The sequence below is a fragment of the Novosphingobium sp. genome (assembly GCF_049240505.1).
Taxonomy (GTDB): Bacteria; Pseudomonadota; Alphaproteobacteria; order Sphingomonadales; family Sphingomonadaceae; genus Novosphingobium.
The window spans coordinates 1-17,748 of sequence record NZ_JBMLSM010000119.1 but is presented as its reverse complement, the minus strand read 5'-3'; the positions used below and the strand labels follow the sequence as shown (position 1 = coordinate 17,748).

Sequence of the window (17,748 nt, the reverse complement as noted above, 5' to 3'; positions counted from 1 at the left end):
ACTCGGAAATCGTGCTGGACCGCAAGGTTGCCGACAAGCGCATCTTCCCCGCGCTGGACGTGGGCAAGAGCGGCACCCGCAAGGAAGAATTGCTCGTGCCGAAGGATCAGCTCACCAAGATGTGGGTGCTGCGCCGCATCCTGATGCAGATGGGCACGATCGACGCGATGGAATTCCTGCTCGACAAGATGAAGGATTCCAAGACGAACGAAGACTTCTTCGCCACAATGAACCAGTAAAGCGCAAGGCCCGGAGCAATCCGGGCCTTTTCCATAATCCCCCCTCGCGCCTGTGGGAGGGGCCGGGAGACGGCATGTTGCTGGCCTATTCCCGAGCTGGCCAAACAGGCAGGGGATAAAAATCCCCCCGTCGCTTGTTTCATCCCATCATGGCCGCCACATTCCCAGATATGGCCCCGCGCACACCCGCTTCGCCTCGCAAGCCCGCCAGTACCGGCGTGGTCAAGGCAGTTCTTGGCCCAACCAACACCGGCAAGACGCACCTCGCCATCGAACGCCTCTGCGCGCATTCCTCTGGTGCCATCGGCTTCCCGCTCCGGCTGCTAGCCCGCGAAGTCTATGATCGCGTCTGTGCGATCAAGGGTGCTGAAAACGTTGCGCTGATCACCGGTGAGGAACGGATCGAACCCAAAGGCGCGCGCTGGCACCTCTGCACGGTCGAGGCGATGCCCTCACGCCCCGACCTTGCTTTCGTTGCGCTGGACGAAGCGCAACTCTCCGCCGATCCCGAACGCGGCCACGTCTTCACCGACCGCCTGTTGCACACGCGCGGGCGTGAAGAGACGATGCTGCTCGGCTCCTCCACGCTCGAACCGATGGTCAAGGCGCTTGTGCCCGAAGCGGAAGTGGTCACCCGCCCGCGCTTTTCCACGCTGACTCACGTCGGCGCCAAGAAGCTTTCCCGCATTCCCCCGCGCAGCGCGATCGTCGCATTCAGTGCCGAACAAGTCTATGTCATGGCCGAAATGCTGCGGCGTTTCCGCGGCGGTGCTGCAGTGGTCATGGGCGCGCTCTCACCCCAGACGCGCAACGCCCAGGTCGCGATGTATCAGGCAGGTGAGGTCGATTACCTCGTCGCCACCGATGCCGTCGGCATGGGCCTCAACCTTGATGTCCACCACGTCGCCTTCGCCGGGCTGTCCAAATTCGATGGTCACCGCCAGCGCCGCCTGACCACCGCCGAAATGGCGCAGATCGCTGGCCGCGCCGGTCGTCATCAGCGCGACGGCACGTTTGGCACGCTCGCAGGCACGGGCGGACATGACCCCGAATTTACCCCCGAAGAGATTTACGCGATCGAGGAACACCGCTTCGCACCCCTCACCCGCCTGTTCTGGCGTGAAGCGGAACCCCGTTTCGACAGCTTGTCCACGCTGATCGAAGACCTTGAAAGCCTGCCCCCGCTTCCGCAACTGGCCACGCCGCCGCAGGCGATAGACCTCGCCGTGCTCAAGCATCTTGCCGATGAGCCAGACCTCGCCGCCAGCGTGCGCGGTATGCGCTCCGTCCAGCGGTTCTGGGATGTCTGCCGCCTCCCCGATTTCCGCGCGCAGGGCGCCGAAACCCACAGCCGCTTCGTCAGCCGCCTGTGGCAGGATCTGCGCCACGGTTATCTGGGGGCTGATTACGTTGCGCAATCCATCGCCCAGCTTGATAATCCAGCCGGCGATATCGATACGTTGCAGGCCCGTATCGCCGCGATCCGATCGTGGTCCTATATCGCCCAGCGTCCCGATTGGGTGCTGGCGAAGGACGAGATGTCCGCTCGCGCCCGCGCGGTAGAGGCACGCCTTTCCGATGCGCTCCACGCCCGCCTGACCGAACGCTTCGTCAATCGTCGCACCGCCGTGCTGATGCGCAAGGCAGGCGCGGACGCCGGTCTGCTCCCGGTGCGTCTGTCCGAAGAAGGCGCGCTGCTGGTGGATGATGAACCCATCGGCCACATCGAAGGCTTCCGCTTCGTCGTCGATCCGCTCGCCCGTGCCGAAGATCGCAAGCTCTTGCTTGCTGCTGCCGAACGCCACCTGCCCGGCCTGCTCGCCACCCGCGCGCAAGCGCTAGTGAAGGCCGCCGCTCAGCCCCAAGGCCTGACGTTCGAAGACACCGCGCTGGTCTGGGAGGGCACTGTCGTTGCGCGGTTCGAACGGGGGCGCCGCCTGCTCGAACCGCGTCTGCGCCCAGACCCTGCGCTCGATCGTCTTTCCGCGCCCGACAAAGCCCGCGTCCATGCCGCGCTTGAAGCATGGCTTGCCGCGCACCACGCCCGCATTCTCACCCCGCTTCTGGCGCTTGATCAGGCCAGTCGCGATCCTGCTTCCGGTCCCGAACTTCGTGCCTTGCTGCTCCATCTGGTGGAATCCGGCGGCGTGCTCCCGCGCGAGGATTCGGGGATTGATCGGCTCGATGCCGTCCAGCGCAAGCAGTTGAAAGCGCTCGGCGTCCGCATCGGCTCGCTCGATCTCTTCCTCCCCGCAGCGCTGCGCCCGGCCGCTATCGAAGGCTGGCATCGGCTCGCCCGACTCTGCGCGCGTCCCGCACCGCTTCCCCCGGAATCGATGCAACCGGTGGTTCACACCAAAATCGCACCTGCCGGATATCGCCGCCTCGGCAGTGAATCCTTGCGCGTCGATCTTGCCGAAAAGCTGCTCCACGCCGCACACAGAACCCGCATGGGCACGAAAGCGCGTCGCGTTTTCCTCGATCCTGCCGTGGCGCGTTCGATGAACCTTTCGACCGCCGCTTATGCAGCCCTGCTGCGCGCCGGTGGGTTTCGCGTCCACATGGGCCGCCCCTTGCCTGAAAGGGCCTATGGCCCGCCGCAGCCGCCGCTATGGGACTGGCGGCCCTCGCGCAGCCCGCCCGCCCCTGATATCGTCCCGCAAAGACCTGCGACTGGCGCTTTTGCTGCGCTGGCCGAACTGGTTGCCAGATAGCGAAGCCAGATAACGAAAGGAGAGGCCGCGCTTGCGCATAGACAAGTTCCTCTGGTTCACCCGCTTTGCCGGCAGTCGCAATCTTGCACAGGATTGGGTGGTCGCCGGCCACATCCGCCTCAATGGCCGCCGCATCGAACGGTGCAGCGCCAACGTCAAAACGGGCGATGTGCTGGTCCTGCCGATGCGCAGCCGGGTCACGGTGATCGAGGTTCTTGGGCTTCCCGCCCGGCGCGGCCCGGCACCCGAAGCGCAGGCCTGCTATCGCCTGCTTGATGCAAGTCGCGACGATGCGCTTGACGCACCGGGGGAAACGCCTCTAGCACGGCCTCAAACGAATACCTGAGGGATCTAATCGCCATGACCTATGTCGTCACCGACGCCTGCATCCGCTGCAAATTCATGGATTGCGTCGAGGTCTGCCCCGTGGACTGTTTTTACGAGGGCGAGAACATGCTGGTGATCAATCCCAGCGAATGCATCGACTGCGGCGTTTGCGAACCCGAATGCCCGGCAGAAGCGATCCTGCCCGATACCGAATCCGGTCTTGAACAGTGGCTTGAACTCAACGCCAAGTATTCGGCGGAATGGCCGAACCTCACTGCCAAGAAGGATGCTCCGGCTGACGCTGATGAGCACAAGGGCGAAGAGGGCAAGTTCGACAAGTACTTCTCGCCCGAACCCGGCGAAGGCGACTGATTTCAGTCGTTTACCGCGCGCATTTTGGTGCGCGCGGTTTGTGGCGAACCTCAGGCTGAAAGCCCTGTTGCCACCGTATCGGAGGCAGCAAACGATTTCTGCTGCACCGCCACACGTTCAGGGGTGGTAATTTTGTTGCTGAACTGCTATATGGTGTGTCAAGCGCCGGTGGGCTTTCGCCTGTCCGGCGTCTTTGCACCACGAAAACGGCAGGACAATACAGGCAATCGGATCGCAAGCCCTGCATGACCGTCCGAGTGGCGGCCACATACCTTTTCCCCAAAAGGTTACGCTTGCTTCCCTTTCGCCCGCCCTGCCCGCGTCGAAAGGATTACCAATGGCAGCCAAGGCTCTCGCCTTCGATGTTGGGGACTATGTAGTTTATCCGAAGCACGGTGTCGGCCGGGTGGTCGAACTTCAGGACGAAGAAATTGCTGGCATGAAGCTGCAGCTCTATGTGCTGCGCTTCGAAAAGGAACGCATGACGCTGCGCGTTCCCGTCAACAAGGTTGAAGCGATCGGTATGCGCAAGCTGTCGTCTGACAAGACGCTGCGCGAAGCGCTCGATACGCTCAAGGGCAAGCCCAAGGTAAAGCGCACCATGTGGTCGCGCCGCGCCCAGGAATACGAAGCAAAGATCAACTCGGGCGATCTGGTATCCATCGCCGAAGTCACGCGCGACCTGTTCCGCGCTGATGATCAGCCCGAACAGTCCTATTCCGAACGCCAGATCTTCGAAGCCGCCTCGTCGCGCCTCGCGCGTGAACTCGCCGCGATGGAAAAGACCGACGAACCGGCAGCGCTCAAGAAGATCCTCGCGATCCTTAACGAACACGCGCCCAAGTATTACGAAACGGCCTGACCCGTTTCGCCATACCGGCGTTTGAAAAGGGCCTCCGGGAAACCGGGGGCCTTTTTCATTGGTGATCACGTCGCTTGCGAACACGCCCCCCAATTTTTCGTCATTGCGAGCGCAGCGAAGCAATCCAGAGTCGGCGCAGAACCGCTCTGGATTGCTTCGCTGCGCTCGCAATGACGAGGTAGTGTTCGAAACAACGCGCTGCCCGTTTCGTTGACCGCAGTCCAACCCGACCAACACCTTTCCCAAATCCATGAACGACTTGGCCCTGACCGCATCACCGTGTTATATCGGCAATACAGTCAGGAGAGATCGTGCCATGCTGAACAATTTCGTCCGTGCCATTGCAGGCGTTGCCATGTTCGGAATCGCCACCGCGCTTGCCGGGTGCGATGCCGGAAACGTCTCGTTCAACGGCAAGGAAGGCGTTCCGCTCGCGGATCTGGACCTTACCGGCCCTGCCCCCACCGCGATCACCCTGCTCGGGCCTGACAATGTGCGCGTCACCCGTGGCGACAAGCTGGCGATCACGGTCGAAGGTGCCGATTCGGACAAACTCCGCTTCGCCCTGTCCGAAGGCCAGCTTGGCATCGCGCGCGAAGGCTGGAAGGTTGGCCAATCTGCCGGGGCCGCTACGGTAAACGTCACCCTGCCTCTGCTCAGCGAAGTGGTGCTCGCAGGGTCTGGCAATCTCACGGCAGACCAGATGGGCGGCGAAAAAGCCAAGATCGTCATTGCAGGGTCCGGCGCGGTTGAAGCACGCGCGATCGACACGGACAAACTTGGCGTTGATGTTGTCGGTTCGGGCAAGCTGCGCGCTGCTGGCAAGACCAAAGAGCTGAAAATGACGGTAGCCGGCAGCGGCGATGCCGAGATGGATGGCCTCAATGCCGATACGGTAAAGGTCGATGTGGCGGGTTCGGGCAACGCGCGTTTCGCGTCGAACGGCACCGTCGATGCCAACATCATGGGATCGGGCGAAGTCCGTGTCTTTGGCCGCGCCACCTGCAAGGTCAGCGCGATGGGTTCCGGCAAGCTGGTCTGCGCGAATGGCGTGACGCCAGACAGCAACGAAAGCGAAGCTGCAAACTAACGCCACTCCCGCAGGCGGGAGGGGCTGGGGGAGGGCATGTTGCGCAACGCACGTCTCCCCCGAACCGGCGCAACTCGTTCTTGCCAAGCCTCTCGGACAATGGGATTTTCCCCTTCATGGAAAAGCCCCTGCCTTTTGCAACCCTGATGTTATCGGGCCTGATGCTGTCAGGCTGCGTGGCCAAATCCGCTTTCGATCTGGCCACCATGCCTGTCCGGGCCGGTGCGAGGGCGGTCAACACCACCGCCGATGCCTATGATCGCGTCACCGTCAGCCAGTCGGAACGCGATGAAAAGCGCGGTCGCCAGATTCGCCAGCGCGAAGAACGCTACGGCCGGCTCTCCCGCGACTATGACCGTGCCCGCGCCGATTGCCGCGAAGGCGATGATGACGCGTGCGACGATGCCCGGCGTCTCTACCGCGAAATGGACCTGCTCCGTGCATCCGTGCCTTACGAACCGGAGTGATAACGCAAATCCTCCCTGCCTTTGCGAAGCACAGGCGGGGAGGGGGACCGCCCGCGCAGCGGGTGGTGGAGGGGCAATCTAAGCCGCCGCCCGCCGCAACCGGTCGTTGATCGCAACCCCAATGCCGTCATCCGGCACCGGAGCAATCGCGATGAGCTTCTCCGGTGCCTCGGCTCCCAGGTGCAGGCATGCATAAAGCCGCGCTGCCGCCTCGGCCAGGTCGCCCGTTTTTGAAAGCGAAACGTCTCCGTCAACCGCGCCGAACCCGATCATGAACTCCCCGTCGCGCGCACTCTCGGCATTCAGCCGCACCGGCTTGCCGGGCGCATAGTGGCTCGCCAATTGCCCCGGCGCTTCGATCCGCGTCGATGATACCGCCGTGCCCCTCTTGCCCAGCACGGCAGCAATTTCGGCTTCGGTAATCGGGCCAGGCCGCAGCATGGCCCACGTGCCATCATCGCGCAGACCGATAATGGTCGATTCGATTCCGCGCTCGGTTTCCCCACCGTCGAGAATCAGGTCCACCCGCTCGCCCAGCGATGCGGCAACATGGTCCGCACTCGTGGGACTCACCCCGCCACTGCGATTTGCCGATGGTGCCGCCAGTGGCAATCCACAGGTTTTCAACAGAGCCTGCATCACCGGATGCGCCGGGCAGCGCAGCGCCACAGTGGGCAGTCCCGCGCTCACCGCTGCGGCCAGCCCTGCATCGTCGCGGCGGGGGAGAACCATCGTCAGCGCCCCAGGCCAGAACGCCTGCGCCAATGCCTTTGCCCGGTCATCGAACCGCGCGAAACGTTCCGCTGCCGTAACGTCGGGCACATGCACGATCAGCGGGTTGAAATCGGGCCTGCCCTTGGCACGATAGATGCCCCCCACAGCCGCATCGTCATCAGCCCGCGCGGCCAGACCATAAACGGTCTCGGTCGGCACGGCCACGGTGCCGCCCTGCGTGATGACCTGTGCGGCATCACAAAGTCCCTGACTGTCGGGCATTTGCACTTTGGAAGGCTTTGTCGGGTCCATAAGGTTTCGCTATAGGGAGCGCGCGTGCCCGCGCCAAGCGCCGGACGAGACAGGAGAGGACCGATGAGCTTCACCCCGCCCACCGCCGACCAGATCCTTGCGATCAAGGTCAGCGCCGGAATCGATGAAATCGCGCAGGACGAACGGTTCGCCGCGGCCACGCCCGATCTGGTTGAGGCTATCGTCGAAGGTGCTGGCGCATTTGCCGCCGGGGAATGGGCACCGCTCCACCGTGCGGGGGACCAGATCGGGGCAAAGTGCAGCGACGGCGCGGTCACTCTCCCGCCGGGCTATGTGGAAGCCTACCGGGCTTTCGTCGAACAGGGCTGGAACTCCATTGCCGGTTCGCCCGATTTTGGCGGACAGGGTCTGCCTTTCACGCTTGCCACTGTCGCGCTCGAAACACTGGGCGCGGCCAATATGGGCTTCACGCTCCTACCGATGCTCACCGTTGGCGCTATCGAGGCACTCGAACACCACGGCAGCGATGCGCAAAAGGCGCTCTACCTGCCCAAGCTGATTTCCGGCGAATGGTCGGGCACGATGAACCTGACAGAACCGCAGGCCGGGTCTGACGTCGGCGCTCTGCGCACCACCGCATTGCCGATCACTGACGGTCCGCACGCAGGCAAGTACCGGATCAACGGGACCAAGATATTCATCACCTTCGGCGAACATGACGCGGCGGAAAATATCATCCACCTCGTCCTCGCCCGGACTCCCGGCGCGCCAGAAGGCTCGCGCGGTATCTCGCTGTTCATCGTGCCGAAGTTCCACGTGGAACAGGACGGATCGCTCGGTGCGCGCAACGACGTGCGCTGCGTTTCGATCGAACACAAACTCGGCATCCACGCCTCCCCTACCTGCGTCATGTCTTATGGCGATAATGGCGAATGCATCGGAGAGATGGTCGGCCACGAAAACGGGGGCCTACGCGCCATGTTCACGATGATGAACTCCGCGCGCATCAATGTCGGCAGCCAGGGCGTGCAGATCGCCGAACGCGCGCTGCAACAGGCCGTCGGTTATGCGCGCGATCGCGTGCAGTCCGCCCGCGCGGGATCGCCCGACAAGACACCCGTCGCGATCATCGAACACCCCGATGTACGCCGCATGTTGATGCGGATGCGTGCGCTGACCGAAGGCAGCCGCGCTCTGCTCTATTACACCGCCGGGCAGGTTGATCGCGGCGCATTGGGCAACGAAGCAGCGCAGAAGCGTGCCGAACTGCTCGTGCCGATGCTCAAGGCCTGGGGCACCGACATCGGCTGCGAAGTCGCCAGCCTTGGCGTGCAGGTCCACGGCGGCATGGGCTTCATCGAGGAGACCGGCGCTGCCCAGCATCTGCGCGATGCCCGCATTGCCCCGATCTATGAAGGCACCAACGGCATTCAGGCCGCCGATCTCGTCACCCGCAAGCTGGGGTACGATAACGGCGGCGTGTTGCAGGCGCTGATGGCTGAAATCGCATCCGAGATGGAAGACGTGCCCGAAGTCGCCGCTCTGGCGAAGGACGCCGCCGCCATCGGCCAGTGGATGAGCAGCACGGCCTCGCTCGATGACAAGCTGGCAGGGTCCGTCCCCTTCACCACGATGTGCGCGGTGGCCGTCGCCGGTTGGCAACTTGCCCGCCAATCGCGCGCTTCCGATCTCCACGCCAAGATCGCGGTGACCAAGTTCTTCAACCGCGTGATCGTGCCCGAGGCGCGCGGCCTTGGCTCTTCCGCAATGGCCGGTGCCGCGCTGCTCTATGATCTCGATACCGAGGCGCTGATCGGATGAGCGAGGCCCTGCTCTCCCGTATTGCCGAGGCGCTTGAACGCCTTGCTCCACCGCAGGCCCACAGCGCCGATTGGCACGCCTTCCCGGCCTATGTCTGGGACGGCAAGGCCGCGCGCGGCATCGATCCGCTCGAAGCGCCTGCCCTGAACCTCATGCAGGGGATCAGCAAGCAGAAGGCCGCCGTCGTCGAAAACGTCGCGCGCCTTTCGCGCGGGGCAGCAGCGCACGATATGCTGCTGTGGGGCGCGCGCGGCATGGGCAAGTCCGCCCTGCTCCGCGCCGCCACGCTGGCGGCACAGCAGGCCCGTCCCGGTTCCATCGCGCTGGTGCAGGCCAGCCCCGACGCGGGCCTTGCCGATCTTTTCGCCACCCTGCGCCAGATCGACCGCCGCTTCCTCGTGTTCCTCGACGATCTCGGATTCGATGCCGCTGATTCAGATGGCGCGCGCAAGCTGCGTTCGTGGCTTGAAGGCGGCGTCGAAGCCCGCCCGGCCAACGTGCGTCTCGCGGTAACCTCAAACCGCCGCGCCATCGTGGAACGGCACCTGTCCGAACAGGATGATCCGATCAACCCGCGCGACGTGGTGGACGATCGCCTCGCCCTGGCCGACCGTTTCGGCCTCAGCCTCGGCTTCCACAACTGCACGCAGGACGATTACCTTGCGATCATTGCAGGCTACGCCGCCCACTTCGGCCTGACCTATGACGAAGCTGATGCGCTGGAATGGTCAAAGCGCCGGGGTGGCCGCTCAGGCCGCGTCGCGTGGCAATACGTCAACGAACTGGCAGGCCGGGCCGGGCGAGCAATCTAGGAAAATCTTCGTCATTCCCGCGCAGGCGGGAATCCAGCGCACAACCGGTGGAACTGGATTCCCGCCTGCGCGGGAATGACGACGTAGTGGTTCAGCGCTCCGGCTTCACCAAATCTGAATCGGCATTCGGTTTCATGATAAACTTGCCGGTGCCCTTGCCCTGCGGCGGCGCCACGCGCTTGGGCAAAGGCGCAATCGCTGCTGCAGGTGCGGCACCCGGCGCAACCACGCGCCAGATTACGCCACCGGTATCGTCGCTCACCAGCAGCGCGCCATCCTTGGCAAAAGCCACCCAAGTCGGGCGACCGCGTGCGGCATCTTCAGCGTTGAGGAACCCGGTCAGCACTGGCACCGGCGGCTGCGCCAGCACGTTGCCGCGTTCGTCGAACTTCACGAACACCACGTCATAGCCCGCCAGCGGGCGGCGATTCCACGAACCATGCCGCGCCACGAACGCCCCGTTCTGGAAGGCCGCACCCATCAGATTTCCGCCCTTGGCAAAGGTCAGACCGAGTGGCGCAACGTGCGAACCCAGCGCGTAGTCTGGCTTGCGCACGTAATCCATCATGTATTCCGGCATCGGCGCTTTCACGCGCCAGTCGATGTTCTTCTTCCAGTAGACCCACGGCCAACCGAAGTTCGAACCGAACGGAACGCTCGCCAGATAATCGGGCACCAGATCGGGGCCGAGCATGTCGCGCTCGTTCACCGTGGTCCACAGTTCCTCGCTGTGCGGGTTGAAGTCCAGGCCGTTCGGATTGCGCAGACCGCCAGCATATTCGACCGACTTCTTCTTGGCGAAGTCATATTCGTGGATCGACGCGCGGCCCGCTTCGGCTTCGATCCCGCCTTCGGCAATGTTCGATGCCGAACCCACCGTGACATAGAGCTTCGCCCCGTCGGGCGAGAGCAGCAGATTGCGCACCCAATGGTTGCCGCCGCCCGGCAGGTCCATCAGCTTTTCCGGCGTGCCCGTCAGCGCGGTCTGCCCCGGCTCATAGGGAAAGGACAGCACGGCGTTGTGATTGGCCACCAGCAGGCGCCCCTCCCGGAAGGCCATGCCTGCCGGAGAGGCGAGCGCCGAATTCTCCATCACAAAGCGCTGTTCCGCCGTGCCGTTGCCGTCCGCATCGCGCAGCAACACGATCTTGTTGGGCGAAGGCCCGCCTGCGCCCACTTTCCTGAAGAGATAGCCCATCACCGCACCGGTGATCCCGCTTGATTCGCGCGGTGGCGAGTTCGTCTCGGCCACAAGCACATCGCCATTGGGCATAGTGTAGATCGTGCGCGGATGGTCCAGCTTGTCGGCAAAGCGCATCACCGCAAGGCCCTGCGCCGCGACCGGAGCCTCGCCGTCCTTCCAGCCCACCGGATCGGCGGTCTTGATCGTGGGGATGGTCTGCTCGTTGGGTTCGGCCAGCTTGGGCTTCGGCCCGGTGGTATCGTTGGTCGAAAATTCGGCGGCAGGCCCCCGGATCGACCAGGCAACCCAAGCTCCCACAATGGCGATGATCACGATGATCGTGATCAGGATCTTCTTGATGATGTTCATGGCCGCAAATCTAGGCCTGCTGTGGCGTCAGGGCAATGGCCCGAAGAGTATCGCGACAATGATGGCAGGCTGCGCTAATGCCTTGCCGATGTTCACGTTCGCACCCACCGAAGGGCAATCAAAAGCCGATCTCCACGCAGACCTCCTGTCATCTGCGCGCGCGCTGACCGAAGGCGAACCCGATGCCGTCGCCAACATGGCCAATCTTGCCGCGCTGATCTGGCAATTCATGCCCGATCTGAACTGGGCCGGGTTCTATCGCATGGTGGACGGCGAACTTGTGCTCGGCCCCTTCATCGGCAAGCCTGCCTGCATCCGCATTGCGCTGGGCAAAGGCGTCTGCGGCACCGCGGCCTCCACCGCAGAGACGCAGCTCGTGCCCGATGTCCACGCCTTCCCCGGCCACATCGCCTGCGATGCTGCAAGCCGGTCGGAACTGGTCGTGCCAGTGCTTCGCGATGGCGTGGTGATCGCGGTAATCGATCTCGACAGCCCCTCCCCTGCCCGCTTCGACGCCCAGGACGCGCGTGGGATCGAAGCGCTTGCGGCGGCTATCGCGCCTCATATCTGAAAAGGAACTGGTCCGTTTCGGGACAGGTGGGACTCTTCCCCGGCAGAAACCTTGGTTTCATGCCGGTCATGATGGTAAGTTTGCGGTTAACGACCATTCCCAACAGGGGGAATCCGCATGTTTGCCCGTCTTTCCATCGCCGCGCTGCTTCTCGGCGTCACTGCATCGCCCGCCCTCGCCGGTGACCATCGCGCGCCTGCTGGCGTCTCCTACGGACATGGCCCCGTTGGCGGCCCGGTCTATTATCCGCCGATGGCAGGCCCACCCTACCCCACTGTGGTCATGACACAGCCGATGAACGCGCCGGTCCAGCAGGCCTATCCGCAGAACTGGCAGGCCTATCCGCCCGTTGCGCAGCAAGGCTATCCCGCGCCCGATCCGCGCTGGGCCGAAATGAACGACCGGTGCGCCAGGGTCTATGGCGATCGCCACGTTGGCGGCACCGCGCTCGGCGGCGTTGTCGGGGGTGTCGTGGGCAATCGCGTGGCCGGAAAGGGCAACCGCGTGCTCGGCACTGTTGCTGGCGCTGCGGTCGGTGCCATCGCCGGGAACATGATCGACAAGGGTGAGGACAAGGCCCTGCGCCGCGAATGCGACGATTACTTCGCCTCGCTGCCACCACAGGGCGCTGCGCCCGGTGCCTATCCGGGCGCTTACCCCGGCTACCCGCCTGCACCATATGGCTACATGTGGGTTCCGGTCGTCAGTGGCCCGCAAAAGCCCTGTGTCGAAACCACGGTGGTGACCGAAAAGTGGGTCGACGTTCCGGCTCGCCGCCGCGTGATCCATAAACGCACGAAGATCGTGCCGGACAAGCGCGTAAAGGAAAAGCGCGTCTACACCGGCTGATCCGGCACACCGCGCGTCCCATAACAAAAGGCCCGCCCTCCCCAAGGAAGGCGGGCCTTTCTCATGATTTCGGCCTTCACAACTTGGGCAGCGTCACCCCGCGCTGGCCCATGTATTTGCCCGCACGGTCGGCATAGCTCACCTCGCACGGCTCGTTGCCCTGCAGGAACAGGAACTGGCACGCGCCTTCGTTGGCATAGATCTTGGCAGGCAGCGGCGTGGTGTTGGAAAACTCCAGCGTCACATGGCCTTCCCAACCCGGTTCCAGCGGCGTCACGTTCACGATGATGCCGCAGCGTGCATAGGTGCTCTTGCCCAGGCAGATCACCAGCACATCGCGCGGCACGCGGAAATATTCCACGGTGCGCGCCAACGCGAACGAATTGGGCGGAATCACGCAAACGTCGGTTTCGCGATCCACCAGACTGGCCCCGTCGAAGTTCTTCGGATCGACCACGGCGGAATCGACATTGGTGAAAATCTTGAACTCGCGCGCCACCCGCGCGTCATAGCCATAGGACGACAACCCATAACTGATGCAGCCATCACGCCGCTGGTTCTCCACGAAAGGCTCGATCATGCCTTCGTTCAGCGCCTTGTCGCGGATCCACTTATCGGAAAGAATGGCCATCAGTGAAACTTACGCTGAGTTTCAGATGCTTCGGTGCTGGTTGCAGCCTCCAGAACCGCAGCAAGCTGCTTTTGCAGATAGCCCTCCAGCAAAATTGTCATTTCGGACAAATCCGTATCCTCATCGTTTGCTGCAAGATCAGCAGCTTCAAGTGCATTGTAATAGGGCGTTTTGTCTGCCGCGATCTGTTCAGGAATGGTTGGCCATCCGGGCAACCGTGCACCTGCCCGGATGCACAGCACAAGATAGGCCACCGCCCGCGTCGTTCGGCCATTGCCGTCAGCAAAGGGATGAATCCAATTGAGCCGCCACATCACGTAGGCACACAATTCCAGCGCGGACTTGATCGGCCAGTTCTTGTTCACCCAGTCGCAGAGGTCTTCCACTTTAGCCGGGACAAGACTCTCGTGCGGCGGCGCATGACGACTTCCACCGATTTGCACGCCTGCATTGCGATATGTGCCAGCTTGCGGATGAACCCGGTTCATCGCCGTGCGATGCAAGGTCAGGATAAGGGAAGGGCGCAGACGGAACGGGCGGCCATCGCGAACTGTCTCATCAATGCAGTCAAGCACTTGGTCAAACTGCAGAAGCGTATTTTCTGCTTCAAGTGCAGCCCGAGCCAAACTGTCTGCAACCACAGTTGCATCACTGGAGATAGTATGACGCTCGGTCACATCACGCCTTTTTGTGCTTCAACGCCGCCTGTTCGATCATTTCCCATGTCACCAGATCGTTTTCGGTCTTGGCATTGCCATAGGCAAAGCTACGGCGCTGCCGTTCCCGCTCTTCGGCTGTGGTCGCCACATTCTTGGCGCGTTCAATCATTTCTTCAGTCTTGGTCACGTTCCAAGTCGCCTTCCGTGTGATGTTTCCATCCTAGACATTCGGACGCAACGACGAAAGGTCTTTCGGCCCGAACGCATTGGGCAAGAGGACCGACAGCCGCATTTCCACGATTTCGTCCGCCCCCACACATAGCACCAGCGGATCGGTCCCGCCCAGCGCAGCCAGTTCGTTCACCACTTGCCGGCACCGCCCGCACGGGCTGATCGCGGCTTCCACCGCGCCACCCATGCCACCCAGCACTGCCACCGCCAGCAATCCGGTGCGTCGTCCGCTGTGCGATGCGCTGGCACAGGCCACCGTCTCGGCACACAGCGAAAGGCCATAGCTGGCATTCTCGAAATTCGCGCCCGTCACGATTGCGCCGTCATCGAACAGCAGCGCCGCGCCCACATGAAAGCCGGAATAGGGCGCATAGGCTGTGTCCATCGCCGCGCGCGCCGCCGCGATCATGTCTTCGCGCTTTTCGGCAATCAAGGCATCGCTCATGGCTGTACCACCACCCAGTTCAGGGGCGTGGATGCCGCATTCAGCCGCAACCGGCTGCTGGCGGTCCACATCACCCAGGGCCGCCCGGCATAGGCGGGCTCGAAGAAATCCTGCTCCACCCAGATATTGCGGTCGATCCGCGCCGCAAGGTGAAATTCCTTTTCGATAGATCGGGATACCATCAGGATCACCGGCTTCTCGGCGTGCTTTTCCACCTGGTTGAGGAACGTGGTCAGTTCGCTCTGCATCTGCGCTTCACCCGGCACATCGGGGCAGGTGCGCGATGATATGTCGATGCGGATGGCTGGCGGCAGCATGTCCTGATCACGCGGCACCAGCGTCACGAAATTCGCTGCCTGCGCATCTGCCGGGGCGCACAGGTCATAAACATGGACCGCGCCCGCCTGCATCCCGCGTGCTCGTGCTGCGGCCACGCCTTCGGCAAAGGCCATGTCGCGCGTGTTAGTGCCTTCGCTGGCGGTCAGATAGGCAAAGTCAGCACCCGCTGCGCGCAACAACCGCCAGTCCACCGGCCCGTTGTCGTCGCTCAACCACACGCCCTGAACGGGATAATCCTTGCGATCGGGCAGCCATGTGCGGGCCTTCCACCAGCCGAATCCGCCTGCGATCAGTGCGACCAGCAGCACAACGGCCAGCAAGCGCCGTTTCAGGCTGCTTTTCCGACCGCTCTGGGCGCGTCCGCCTGTTGCACGCGCACCGGCTGGGCGGCCCCTGTTCGAATGCTTGGCCATGTTGGAAGAATCGCGTCCCGGTTTTTCGTTCAGCCCCTGATATGCAGCACGCAGATCAGGGTAAAGAGCCGCCGGGCCGTGGCGAAATCGGTTTCGATCTTGCCGTCCAGCCTTTCCAGCAGCGTATCGGCAGCGTCGTTGTGAATCCCGCGCCGCGCCATATCGATCGTTTCGATCTCCATCGCGGTCGCTTTGCGGATGGCCTGATAATAGCTGTCACAGATTGCGAAGTATTCGCGGATCGGCCTGCGAAACCGGCCCAGCCCCAGGATCACCGTTTCCAGAGGGCTGTCATCTTCCCCGGAAACCGCCAGAATCAGGCGCCCATCGTCCACGGACAGCCGCAAACGATAGGGGCCTTCGTGTCCTGCCTCGAAGGCGCGCAACGGCTTGAAGGTGTTTTCCTCGATCAGATCGAAGATCGCGATGCGCCGCTCCTGCTCGATATCGGCGTTGCGCCAGATGATCGTCGCGTCGTCCAGTTCGATGTGAGAGATGCGCGTGTCAGCCATCAGACGTCCTGTGTTGCAGAGCGGCGCGGATCACACAAGAGGGCGGTATTCGGCCCGGATCGGGCCAATCTCCCGGCGAATCTGGTGAATCTACCTATCCCGCTTTCCAGACCGTCGCAGCCTCCCACCGGTAAATGCCGTGGAACAGACAACAGGGGAGATTCGTGGTGGGAATCGAGTTTGAGGGCGGATCGCGTTTCTTCCGCCTTTTCGGCAGTGGCAAGGATACGGACGCCGGGCGCGATGTTGCACCGACAGCCGTGCCCGCCGCTGCGTCGGCCAATGCTGCGCACGCCATTCTCATGCAGGATATATCGGATTTCCTGCTCGGCAATGATCTGGTCGTAACGGCCAACAACCTGCTGGCCGCCCATGCCGCTTTTTCCGGCGAGGATTCCCTGCTTGCCCGCAAACTGCTCGATCGCCGCAGCGCAGGCCTGCCGATAACGCAGGAATGGCTTGACCAGAACCGCACGGCAGACGGTTTGCAGGAAAGCGTCAAGAAGATCGTCGGCGCGCTCGAAACCTCGCTCGAAGCCTTCAGCCAGACCACGCGCTCGGCGCACGCCGCCGCCGAAAGCTACAATTTGCAGATAGCGAACCATGTTTCTTCGGTGCCAGACGCAGGAGATCCCGCCGCGATGGTCGCTGCGCTGGAAGGGATCGCGCAGGAAATGATTGCGCGCGGCAATGAATTTGCCGCCGAAATGCAACGTAGCGAAGCCGAAACGGAAAGCTTGCGCAAGGAACTGGAAAAGGCCCGTCACGATGCCGATGTCGATCATCTCACCGGCCTGCCCAACCGCCGTGCCTTCGAAGGCTTGCTCGACCGGCATTTCCGCGAAGCGCGGCAGGAAGCCGAAAACCTCTGCGTTGCGTTCTGCGATATCGATCATTTCAAGCGCGTCAACGATACCCACGGCCACGATACCGGTGACCGCGTGATTCGTGCGATTGCCGAAACGCTGGCCCGCATTACCAACGACAATTGCCATGTCGCGCGGCAGGGCGGGGAAGAATTCGTCATGCTGTTTCGCGGCAAGACTCCGCAGGAAGCGTGGGACAAGCTCGATGCCGTGCGCGAAAATTTCGGCAGCCGCAATTTCGTCAACCGCTCGACCGAAGAGCCCATTGGCCAGATCACGTTTTCCGGCGGGATTGCCGATGTTTTCGCCTATGCCAACCCGCGCGATGCGCTGAAAGCGGCGGACGAAGCGCTCTATCGGGCCAAGGAAGAAGGCCGCAACCGCATCATGCTGGCGGGATAGACGGGCTGAACCTGTATCCAATCCCCGCTATCCACACCCCGCTGCCGTTGCCGCGCGGGGCAGGGTGGGGCACAATGCGCCCATGTCCGCCAGCGAAGCCATCCTCACCCGCGAACCGTCCGAGATTCGTGCGCTCCCCTCCAACGTGGAAGCCGAAGCCGCCTTTCTCGGCGCGGTCCTGATCGACAACCGCATCCTTGAAGAACTGCAGACCCCGCTCAAGCCCGAACATTTCTTCGCGGCCGTCCACGGGCGCGTTTTCGAACGCATCCAGGCGCTGATCGATCGCAAGGCGGTGGTCACCCCGGTCACCCTGAAGCCCTATTTCGAAAGCGATGATGGACTGAAGGAACTGGGCGGCGTCGCCTATCTCGCGCGCCTCACGTCAGACGGGCAGGGCTTGCTCAACCCGCGCGAACTGGCCGAACAGGTCTATGACCTCGCCCTCCTGCGCGAACTGATCTCGGTGGGCCGCAACCTCGTCGAAGGCGCGCTCGATACCAGCGATTCGGTCGCCCCGCTCGAACAGGTCGAAAAGGCCGAAGCCGCGCTCTATGCCGTGGCCGAAGGCGCGCAGACCGGCAGCG

General features: G+C 62.9%; 20 protein-coding genes and 1 pseudogene. 13 read left to right on the top strand and 8 right to left on the bottom strand.

What is annotated here, in order from left to right:
• The 7 genes and pseudogenes from ACOVQ0_RS10315 to ACOVQ0_RS10285 all read left to right on the top strand — a co-directional run.
• Window positions 1-239, top strand: a pseudogene (locus ACOVQ0_RS10315) (transcription termination factor Rho); the annotation flags it as partial.
• A 170-nt stretch (window positions 240-409) separates the two neighbouring features.
• Window positions 410-2,953 carry a helicase-related protein gene (locus tag ACOVQ0_RS10310; protein ID WP_421883894.1) on the top strand — a complete coding sequence of 848 codons (2,544 nt, stop codon included), beginning with the start codon at window positions 410-412 and terminating at the stop codon, window positions 2,951-2,953.
• 31 nt (window positions 2,954-2,984) lie between these two features.
• On the top strand, window positions 2,985-3,299 hold the full coding sequence (locus ACOVQ0_RS10305) for an RNA-binding S4 domain-containing protein (RefSeq protein ID WP_421883886.1): 315 nt from the start codon (window positions 2,985-2,987) through the stop codon (window positions 3,297-3,299).
• A 14-nt stretch (window positions 3,300-3,313) separates the two neighbouring features.
• On the top strand, window positions 3,314-3,652 hold the full coding sequence (gene fdxA, locus ACOVQ0_RS10300) for a ferredoxin FdxA (protein WP_168851101.1): 339 nt from the start codon (window positions 3,314-3,316) through the stop codon (window positions 3,650-3,652).
• 337 nt (window positions 3,653-3,989) lie between these two features.
• Entirely contained in the window at window positions 3,990-4,514 is a 525-nt protein-coding gene (locus ACOVQ0_RS10295; RefSeq protein ID WP_168851102.1) for a CarD family transcriptional regulator, read from the top strand.
• 316 nt (window positions 4,515-4,830) lie between these two features.
• Window positions 4,831-5,604, top strand: coding sequence for a head GIN domain-containing protein (locus ACOVQ0_RS10290; protein WP_421883883.1), 774 nt, complete (start codon window positions 4,831-4,833; stop codon window positions 5,602-5,604).
• Between the two features lie 116 nt (window positions 5,605-5,720).
• Window positions 5,721-6,071, top strand: coding sequence for a hypothetical protein (locus ACOVQ0_RS10285; protein ID WP_421883880.1), 351 nt, complete (start codon window positions 5,721-5,723; stop codon window positions 6,069-6,071).
• Between the two features lie 78 nt (window positions 6,072-6,149).
• Here the strand turns inward: ACOVQ0_RS10285 and ACOVQ0_RS10280 are convergent, their stop codons facing one another.
• Window positions 6,150-7,097, bottom strand: a complete 948-nt coding sequence (locus tag ACOVQ0_RS10280; RefSeq protein ID WP_421883877.1) for an L-threonylcarbamoyladenylate synthase — start codon at window positions 7,095-7,097, stop codon at window positions 6,150-6,152.
• A gap of 63 nt (window positions 7,098-7,160) precedes the next feature.
• Here ACOVQ0_RS10280 and ACOVQ0_RS10275 point away from each other — a divergent pair, with 63 nt between their 5' ends.
• On the top strand, window positions 7,161-8,879 hold the full coding sequence (locus ACOVQ0_RS10275; RefSeq protein ID WP_421883873.1) for an acyl-CoA dehydrogenase: 1,719 nt from the start codon (window positions 7,161-7,163) through the stop codon (window positions 8,877-8,879).
• Window positions 8,876-9,691, top strand: coding sequence for a DUF815 domain-containing protein (locus ACOVQ0_RS10270; protein ID WP_421883870.1), 816 nt, complete (start codon window positions 8,876-8,878; stop codon window positions 9,689-9,691). Before ACOVQ0_RS10275 ends, ACOVQ0_RS10270 begins: the two co-directional genes overlap by 4 nt.
• A gap of 91 nt (window positions 9,692-9,782) precedes the next feature.
• Here ACOVQ0_RS10270 and ACOVQ0_RS10265 read toward each other — a convergent pair whose 3' ends face one another.
• On the bottom strand, window positions 9,783-11,243 hold the full coding sequence (locus ACOVQ0_RS10265) for a PQQ-dependent sugar dehydrogenase (RefSeq protein ID WP_421883867.1): 1,461 nt from the start codon (window positions 11,241-11,243) through the stop codon (window positions 9,783-9,785).
• 88 nt (window positions 11,244-11,331) lie between these two features.
• Here ACOVQ0_RS10265 and ACOVQ0_RS10260 point away from each other — a divergent pair, with 88 nt between their 5' ends.
• A complete protein-coding gene (locus tag ACOVQ0_RS10260; RefSeq protein WP_421883890.1) occupies window positions 11,332-11,814 on the top strand; it encodes a GAF domain-containing protein in 483 nt (160 codons plus the stop codon).
• A 117-nt stretch (window positions 11,815-11,931) separates the two neighbouring features.
• Window positions 11,932-12,663 carry a glycine zipper 2TM domain-containing protein gene (locus ACOVQ0_RS10255; protein ID WP_421883864.1) on the top strand — a complete coding sequence of 244 codons (732 nt, stop codon included), beginning with the start codon at window positions 11,932-11,934 and terminating at the stop codon, window positions 12,661-12,663.
• A gap of 76 nt (window positions 12,664-12,739) precedes the next feature.
• On the opposite strand, the gene dcd is transcribed toward ACOVQ0_RS10255, so the two are convergent.
• The 6 genes from dcd to ACOVQ0_RS10225 are packed head-to-tail and all read right to left on the bottom strand — an operon-like array spanning window position 12,740 to window position 15,893.
• Complete coding sequence (gene dcd / locus ACOVQ0_RS10250; protein ID WP_421883861.1) at window positions 12,740-13,294, bottom strand: dCTP deaminase; 555 nt, start codon at window positions 13,292-13,294, stop codon at window positions 12,740-12,742.
• Window positions 13,294-13,971: a Fic family protein gene (locus ACOVQ0_RS10245; RefSeq protein ID WP_421883857.1), complete on the bottom strand. Its 678-nt coding sequence runs from the start codon at window positions 13,969-13,971 to the stop codon at window positions 13,294-13,296. Before ACOVQ0_RS10245 ends, dcd begins: the two co-directional genes overlap by 1 nt.
• A gap of 1 nt (window position 13,972) precedes the next feature.
• Complete coding sequence (locus ACOVQ0_RS10240; RefSeq protein WP_421883854.1) at window positions 13,973-14,140, bottom strand: hypothetical protein; 168 nt, start codon at window positions 14,138-14,140, stop codon at window positions 13,973-13,975.
• A gap of 33 nt (window positions 14,141-14,173) precedes the next feature.
• A complete protein-coding gene (locus ACOVQ0_RS10235; protein ID WP_421883850.1) occupies window positions 14,174-14,629 on the bottom strand; it encodes a cytidine deaminase in 456 nt (151 codons plus the stop codon).
• A complete protein-coding gene (locus tag ACOVQ0_RS10230; protein ID WP_421883847.1) occupies window positions 14,626-15,381 on the bottom strand; it encodes a glycoside hydrolase family 25 protein in 756 nt (251 codons plus the stop codon). The genes ACOVQ0_RS10235 and ACOVQ0_RS10230 overlap by 4 nt, the downstream gene beginning before the upstream one ends.
• A gap of 29 nt (window positions 15,382-15,410) precedes the next feature.
• Entirely contained in the window at window positions 15,411-15,893 is a 483-nt protein-coding gene (locus ACOVQ0_RS10225) for a UPF0262 family protein (RefSeq protein ID WP_421883844.1), read from the bottom strand.
• Window positions 15,894-16,060: 167 nt separating this feature from the next.
• On the opposite strand from ACOVQ0_RS10225, the gene ACOVQ0_RS10220 reads away from it, so the two are divergent.
• Together ACOVQ0_RS10220 and ACOVQ0_RS10215 are read left to right on the top strand one after the other, a co-directional pair.
• The gene (locus ACOVQ0_RS10220) at window positions 16,061-17,161 is read left to right on the top strand and encodes a GGDEF domain-containing protein (protein ID WP_421883840.1); all 1,101 of its coding nucleotides are present in this window, start codon (window positions 16,061-16,063) and stop codon (window positions 17,159-17,161) included.
• A gap of 82 nt (window positions 17,162-17,243) precedes the next feature.
• Window positions 17,244-17,748 (top strand): DnaB-like helicase N-terminal domain-containing protein (locus tag ACOVQ0_RS10215; protein ID WP_421883837.1); only part of this gene is annotated, 505 nt, incomplete at its 3' end.